The following is a 6,587-nucleotide window of genomic DNA, read 5'->3' as shown; positions in this document are numbered from 1 at the left end:
CGCCGCCCAGCGGCTGGGCACGGACCTCGACACGGTGACCCGACACCTGACCGAGGGCGACACGCAGCGCCCCGGGCCCGGGGATCCGGTCGGCTGCTAGCGGCGTCGCCGGGGTGGGCGGAATCGCAGGGACGGGCGGGCCCGGGGGCCCGTGCCTCCGCGCCTCCATGCGCCGAGGGCCACCGAGGGCCGCCGGTGTCCGCTCGGGCCGCTCGTCCGAGGCGGCCGGATCGCGCGCCTCGAAGGGAACCGGGAAATTCGTCGGTATCGTGCGGTCTCGGTAATCTTGGAAGCAATCCGGAAGGCAATTCTGTGTCTGATGATGCGAAACGTCGCATTTTCTCAATGTTTGACTTGGATGGCGATCAGATTGTCTCCCGGACGGAATGCCTCGCGCGGGTGGACCGCGTGGCCGCGGCCCTGGGGGTTCCGGCCCACGCCCCGGTCGTCGCCGAGGCCCGTCGCGCCCGCGAGGCCGTGTGGCGGGACATGGACACCGACCGCGACGGCCCCGTCCGGCGTGACGACCACCTGGCGGCGATCCGGGATTTCGTTGTCACCGGAATCTCCGCCATGGCTCCCGCGTACGGAACCGAAGCCCTGTCACAGGCTCATTAGTCCTACCGGAATCCGACAAGGGAAAACCGATTCATGAAACCCGTTCTCGTCGGTGCCGCACTGACCGCCGTGGCACTCCTCGAAGCAGCGATTCCCGCCGGCGCCGCCTCCGGCGAGCCCGAGGTCGACGCCACCTGCGTACGCACCCTCCACGGCACGTTCGACAGGCCGGTCGGCCCGGTACGCGGCAACGCGCCCCAGGCCGACACGCTGCACATGACCGGCACCGTGACGTGTGTCGACCCGACGGGCAGGTCCGTCGCCGCCGGGACCGTCGACCACACCGTCACCCTGCCGCGCACCGAATGCACCGGCGACGAGCACGGCGACACCTTGACCACCCGCGTCACCTGGGCGGACGGCGGCACCTCCACCCTCTCGTTCGAGCACATCGACGTCATCAAGGCCGCCGGGACCGCCTCGCTGGTCGCCACCGGTGCGGTCACCTCCGACAGCGCGCGCTTCGCCGGTGACGCGCTGCGCGCCGTGGGCACCAGTGTCGGCACCGGGTGCGGCACCTCGGCCGGCGCACGCAAGGTCGACTCCACGACGGTGATCCGCCTGACCCATCGGCCGGGGCCGGCGACCGGCTGACGCGCGGGGCGGCGGACGGTGGCAGCGGCAGTGGCGCTGACGGCGGCCGTGCCGGTCCCGGGCCCCGTCTCGGCCCGGGCGGCGGTTCTACGGTCCGGGCTCGGGGCGGGCGAGGACGGCGTCAGCCTCGCCGAGCATGCGGCGCCGTTCTGTCAGAACGCCCTCGAACGCGATGGAGTTCTGCTGGATCAGGGTGCGCTGGACGGTGGCCTCGGCCTCGTTCCAGATCCGGACGAGTCCGGTCTCCTGTTTGCAGGCGACGTCTGTGAGGGCGGTCGCCCGTTCCTCGTCGGTGGCTCGTTCGGACGGCCAGGTCCCGGTCCGCAGCGGAGTCGCGTAGTCGTACCCCGACCGTCTCATGCACCGGGACCAGGCGGTGACGGCGGCCACGACCTCCGGCGCACCCGCCGACCGGTCGAAGGACTCCTGGTTGGCCGACCGGACCACGTAGGGGTCTCCCGGGTAGCTCGTGGTGCCGGTGATCCGCCGCGCGGCGGATTCCTGGCAGCCCTGCGGGCCGGCGAGGGCGTTCACCTGTGCCGGAGAGAGCGGCGCCTGGGTCGGGGTCGGATGGTCGGGCAGGTGGTAACCGGTGGTACGGGCGCCGGCGGCACTGGTCAGCCCGTAGCGCCGTTCGTACCGGCCCAGTGCGGGGGCGTGGGCGTCGGCCGGGGCGGGCGGTCGGAGGCCGGCGCTTCGCAGGCAGTCGGCGACCAGGCGGTCCAAGGCGGTGTGCAGCCGGGCCTCGTCGGCGGGCGGGAGGAAGTACGGGTCCAGCGGCAGGGAGATGACGGCGGGGCCGTCGGTGGCTGGCTCGGGTGTGGCTGGCTCGGGTGTGGCTGCCTCGGCGGCGGCGGTGGCGGTGGCGGTGGCGGCGGTGGCGGCGGCGGCCGTGCGGGGCGTGTTGGGCGTGCCGGGTGGCCTCCCCTCACCGGAGACAGGTCGGGTGCCGGTGGCGGTCCCGCCGCTCGTGGAGCAGGAGGCGAGCAGCAGGCAGCAGGCGCCGACGACCGCGAGGGGGGCGGCGAGCCGTGGTGTCTTCATGGTGAGGTGGCCTCGACTCTCTATGCCTCCGGGCCGTCCGACAGGTCGGACGGCCCGGAGGGGTTCTGGTGCGGTCAGCCGTTGACGAGGAACGAGGCGTCCTCGTTCTTCGTGTTCACCAGGTTGCCGTTGCCGCAGGCCGCGATGGTGTCCGAGGGCCCCGACCAGCCGGAGTAGTAGAACACCTGGACGTTGCCGGTGCAGTGGCCCCAGTACTGGTAGGTGGCGGAGGCGGCGTTGTTCTTCACCGGAGTGCCCTGTCCGGCTCCGGGCGTCAGGAACGCCCCTGCGTTGGCGAGGTTGGAGAAGCCCTTGAAGCCGGTACTCAGGTCCCAGCCGGCCACCGAGCCGCTCTGGTTGCTGTTGTACCAGAGGCAGAAGGCCCTGGCGCCGAGACAGTTCGGGTTGTTCTCCGCGGCCTGAGCGGCGGGCGAGGCGGCCAGCGTCGCGGTGGCCACCGTCCCGGCCAGCAGCAGGGTGGTGAGGATGCGTCGCGTCATGTTCTCCTCCTGGTGTCCGAACGTCCCGGGGCGGGGCGTTCCGGGGCGTGCGTGTTTCGGTGCGACGTGTTCGAGGGACCGGTGGATCCCGCCGCCCCGTCCCCCGTCCGTTGCGGTGGTCCTACCGTGCCGTTGTCGCTGCCGCTCAGCTGCACCAGCCCGGGCCCGTTCCCCACCAGCCGCCGGAGTTGTAGTCGTAACCTCCGTAGTAGATGCACTGCCCGGCTGCGTACAGGTAGGCGGTGGCGTAGTAGCGATAGCTCCCCGTCCCCTCTTCCCGGTGGCTGCCGTCCGCCAGCTCCACGTACGCGCCGGTCGACGTCGAGGTTCCGACCAAGGAGTTCTTGATGGTGGCGACGCAGTTCTTGCCGGTCGACTTGTTGTAGGTCAGGTAGACCGTCGAGGTGCCGCCCGGCAGGTCGAAGGAAGCGATCGTGTTGTAGCCGGAGCCGCACGCCTCCTGCGGGGTGTAGGTGGTGGTCGCGTTGGCGGCCGCGGGTACGGCGAACAGAACCGAGCCGACCGTGACGGCGAGGGCCGCTGCCCGGGCGGAATTCCTGCGGAACATCCCAACTCCTTCGTACGACTTGACTCCTGGCGATTGACGTCACAGGACCCTCCACGCTTTCCGAAGGGCCGCTGTGGACTCCACCGTGCAACCGGTTCCGGTTGTCCATCAACGAGGAGTGGACTAAGGGCAGGTGGGTGGCGGACAACCCCGATTGGCCGCGGACAGCACAAGGGGCGCAGGGCGGATGGACACGGCCGGGGGTCCGCGTCACGACCATCCCGGGATTGTCCGTGCCGGGCCGGCCCTCTCCCCGGACAATCGCCCGACCGGCCCGTCGGCACGCAGTGGTCCGCCCCGCGCTGGTCGACTTCTCCCGGGCCGGGATCCTTCGTCGGTCACCGGGCGTTCCGGACAGCCTTGCGGGCTCTCCCGCCAAGTTGTCCGAAGACCCGGTGGAGACGGCGCCGTGCGGGCAGATTTGATGGTGCATCAACAAAAGGTCCGGAACGCTCGGGTGTGCTGCGGACGGTTCGGCCGGCCGCAGGCAGGACAGGGGAGCAGTGGATGGGGAGTGCTGGACGCCCGCAGGGACAGCTCAAGGGCCGGACCGAGCAGGCGAACGCCCTGGCCCGGTTCGTACAGGAGCTGACGCGCGGGACCACGGTGCGCAAGCTCGCTCAGCGCTATCCCGGAGGCAAGACCAGTTGGAGCGAGTACCGCTCCGCGGAGAAGGGCATCCCGTGGCACCTGCTCCAGCAACTGGTCCTCGACCGCGCACCCGATCCGCGGGCCCGGGCGGTACTGCTGGAGCGCGCTCGTGACCTCCACGAGCAAGCCGCCCGGGCCGCCGAAGCGCTCCCACCGGGCGGTGAGGGGGAGCCCACCGCACACCACCTGCTCGACCGGGCCCGGCTGGCCCAGCGCCGGGCCGAGGCGGGCGAAGCGGAGGCCGAGGAACTGATCCGGGTGCTGGTGGCGATCGTGGCCGAACTCCGGGGTGAACTGGGGGCGGGCGCCGCGGAACGTGTGGAGCCGCCCGCGCCGGGACCGGACGGCGAGGGCGCCGCGCAGCTGCGGCGGTCCCGCTTGTTCGAGGCCACCCGGTGTCTGACCGAGGTCCGTCGCATCCGGGAGAGCGCGCGCCGGGTGCGGCAGGCGGCGGCGGACTGGGAGCGGGCCGCCGTCGGTGTCCTGGGCGATCAGGAGAACGCGCCGGCCATGACGGACGGCGGCCGGCAGCCCGAGGCCGATCAGGCGGTGGCCGGTGGTGTCGCGGCGCACCTGCCGGTGCTGCGGGGAGTGGAAGGCGACCTGGTGGTCGTACGGGAGGCCCTGGCGGAGTGGGGCCGGGAGGTGGCGCTGGTGGCCCGCAGTGTCGAGGGTCCCCGGGTCGTCGAGGGGGAACTGGTCCGGACCGTGGACCACCACCCGCCCGCCGGGACGGTACGCATCGACTGGTCTGCGGCTTCTCGACGAAGTCGCACGCGGCGGACCGGCGTTGCCAAGGGCGCCGCAGGGGCGTTCCTGGCCATGGCGTTGGTGCTGGCCGGGATGCTGGTGGGCATGCGTGTGGGCACCGGTGTGCCCTTCCCCGTCAGTACGGCCCCGCAGGCAGCCGGTGCCCGTGCCGTGCCGGAGGCCGACCCGGCCGCGGGGGCCTCCTCGCCGACGACGACCAGCCCCCCGGCCTCGGCGGCACCGGCACCGACCCCGAGCGGGCGGACAGCCGACGCACCGTCCGCCACCACGTCGAGCAGCACGACCCCGGCGGCTCCGGCGGTCACGGGAACGCCGGCCGCGCCCACGTCCACCGCCGTCGGCGTTCCGCCGGAACCCGGCACGCCGTCGCCGGGTGCGGTCGACCGGTCCGGGCCGCCGCCGGTGCCCCCCGTCTCGGCCCCCGCCCCCACCCGTCTCGGTGGTGCCCCGTTGACCCCGCCGACGGGACCGGTGGCCATCAGGAACGGCAACAGCCGGCTGTGCGTGTCGACGCCCGGCGGCACTCGGGACGAGGGCAGTGAAGTGCATCAGTACCCCTGTGGCGACTTCCCCGACCACTTCTGGGAGGCCCGGAAGGCCTACACGGACGCCGAGGGCGACACCTACCACCAGATCGTCAGTTACAACAGCGCCCTGTGCCTCTCCGTCCAGGACTCCAGCACCGATGTCGGCGCCCCCGTCATCCAGTCGGCGTGCCGGAACGATCCCGGCCAGGCGTGGCGGATCGAGAAGTGGCCGCACGGCAACCGCTTCGTCAACGGCCGGAGCCACCAGTGCCTCGCGGTCTCCTACGGCAGCAGCGCCCCACAGGCTCCCTTGACGCAGTACCCGTGCGGTGACTACCCGGACCACTACTGGACCTACGGCGCCCTCCGCTAACGCTCCGATCGGAGTGCCGCGTGGCTGTCCTGCGGGCAGGCCCCCCGGGTGGGCTCCCTCGCGCCCGCCGGGCATCCCTGGCATCATCCGGCATGCGGCCCGGGGGAACACCGGGGTGCGTCACACGAGGACGCGGTAGGGCGGGTGGGGATCCGATGGACGGCTGGGCGGGTACACCGAGCAAGCCGAAACGGCGGTGGCGGGACTCCCGTACCGCACGCACCCTGATCGTCCTCGCGGGCCTGCCGCTGGTCGTCCTCGGCTTCGTCCTGTTCGTCGACGCCTTCGAGGAGGGCGGCGCCTACCGCACCGCCCCCGTCTGCGGCACTCCGACACCCGGGCCGGACGCCGACTGCCTGCTGCTGGAGGGCGGCCAGGTCACCAGGAAGTGGGTGTCGTCCTCCGTCGACGACGGGACCAGCTACTACCTGGACATCGCACGCGGGGCGGGCTCGGCGGAGAAGTACGAGGTCGACGAGTTCCTCTACCGGCACGTGGAGCCCGGCGCCGCCGTGGACCTGAAGATCTGGCAGGACAGGGTGGTCCGGATCGCCCGTGACGGGCACGAGGTGAGCACCCTGACCTTGTCCTGGAACGTCTGGCTCCGCCTGGCGGAAGCCGTGCTGCTGATCGCCGCGGGCACGGTGGTGACCGCCTACGGACTGCCCGGCCGGAACCCGGAGTTCTGGAACAGCTCGCCGCTCCTGCTCATGGGGACGGCCCTGGTGACCTCCATGGGCGCCGTCCTCCTCACACTGGTGCAGTGGTCCTTCCCGGTGACCCTGGGCCTGGCCGTCTCGGCCTGGCTGATCGCGACGCCGACCGTCAGGTACCTGCACACCTCCTTCTCCTAGTACTACAGCGGCACTTGTAGGTGTTGGGGATAGCCGCGTCGGCGCCAGTGGCTGATCTTGGCTTGGGCCTGGTGCTGGCGTCGGAAG

The 6,587-nt window shown here is 72.1% G+C and carries 7 protein-coding genes; 4 read left to right on the top strand and 3 right to left on the bottom strand.

The features are described 5' to 3' along the window. Window positions 1-345: 345 nt before the first annotated feature. Together ABZ449_RS41480 and ABZ449_RS41475 are read left to right on the top strand one after the other, a co-directional pair. Entirely contained in the window at window positions 346-618 is a 273-nt protein-coding gene (locus ABZ449_RS41480; RefSeq protein ID WP_360357181.1) for a hypothetical protein, read from the top strand. A 33-nt stretch (window positions 619-651) separates the two neighbouring features. Then, entirely contained in the window at window positions 652-1,212 is a 561-nt protein-coding gene (locus ABZ449_RS41475) for a hypothetical protein (RefSeq protein ID WP_360357178.1), read from the top strand. An 87-nt stretch (window positions 1,213-1,299) separates the two neighbouring features. On the opposite strand, the gene ABZ449_RS41470 is transcribed toward ABZ449_RS41475, so the two are convergent. The 3 genes from ABZ449_RS41470 to ABZ449_RS41460 form a co-directional block, all read right to left on the bottom strand. Then, complete coding sequence (locus tag ABZ449_RS41470; RefSeq protein ID WP_360357177.1) at window positions 1,300-2,256, bottom strand: hypothetical protein; 957 nt, start codon at window positions 2,254-2,256, stop codon at window positions 1,300-1,302. Between the two features lie 74 nt (window positions 2,257-2,330). Then, window positions 2,331-2,756: a peptidase M23 gene (locus ABZ449_RS41465; protein WP_360357175.1), complete on the bottom strand. Its 426-nt coding sequence runs from the start codon at window positions 2,754-2,756 to the stop codon at window positions 2,331-2,333. 145 nt (window positions 2,757-2,901) lie between these two features. Further along, window positions 2,902-3,324: a spore-associated protein gene (locus tag ABZ449_RS41460; protein WP_360357174.1), complete on the bottom strand. Its 423-nt coding sequence runs from the start codon at window positions 3,322-3,324 to the stop codon at window positions 2,902-2,904. 507 nt (window positions 3,325-3,831) lie between these two features. Between ABZ449_RS41460 and ABZ449_RS41455 the strand changes: the two genes are divergently transcribed. Continuing rightward, entirely contained in the window at window positions 3,832-5,646 is a 1,815-nt protein-coding gene (locus tag ABZ449_RS41455; RefSeq protein ID WP_360357171.1) for an RICIN domain-containing protein, read from the top strand. A 155-nt stretch (window positions 5,647-5,801) separates the two neighbouring features. Next, the gene (locus ABZ449_RS41450; protein ID WP_360357169.1) at window positions 5,802-6,500 is read left to right on the top strand and encodes a hypothetical protein; all 699 of its coding nucleotides are present in this window, start codon (window positions 5,802-5,804) and stop codon (window positions 6,498-6,500) included. Window positions 6,501-6,587 lie beyond the last annotated feature (87 nt).

Origin of the sequence: Kitasatospora sp. NPDC005856, from assembly GCF_040629945.1 — a bacterium.
Classification (GTDB): Bacteria; Actinomycetota; Actinomycetes; order Streptomycetales; family Streptomycetaceae; genus Kitasatospora.
The sequence above is the reverse complement of the archived record's forward strand: the minus strand, read 5'-3'. Positions and strand labels throughout refer to the sequence as shown.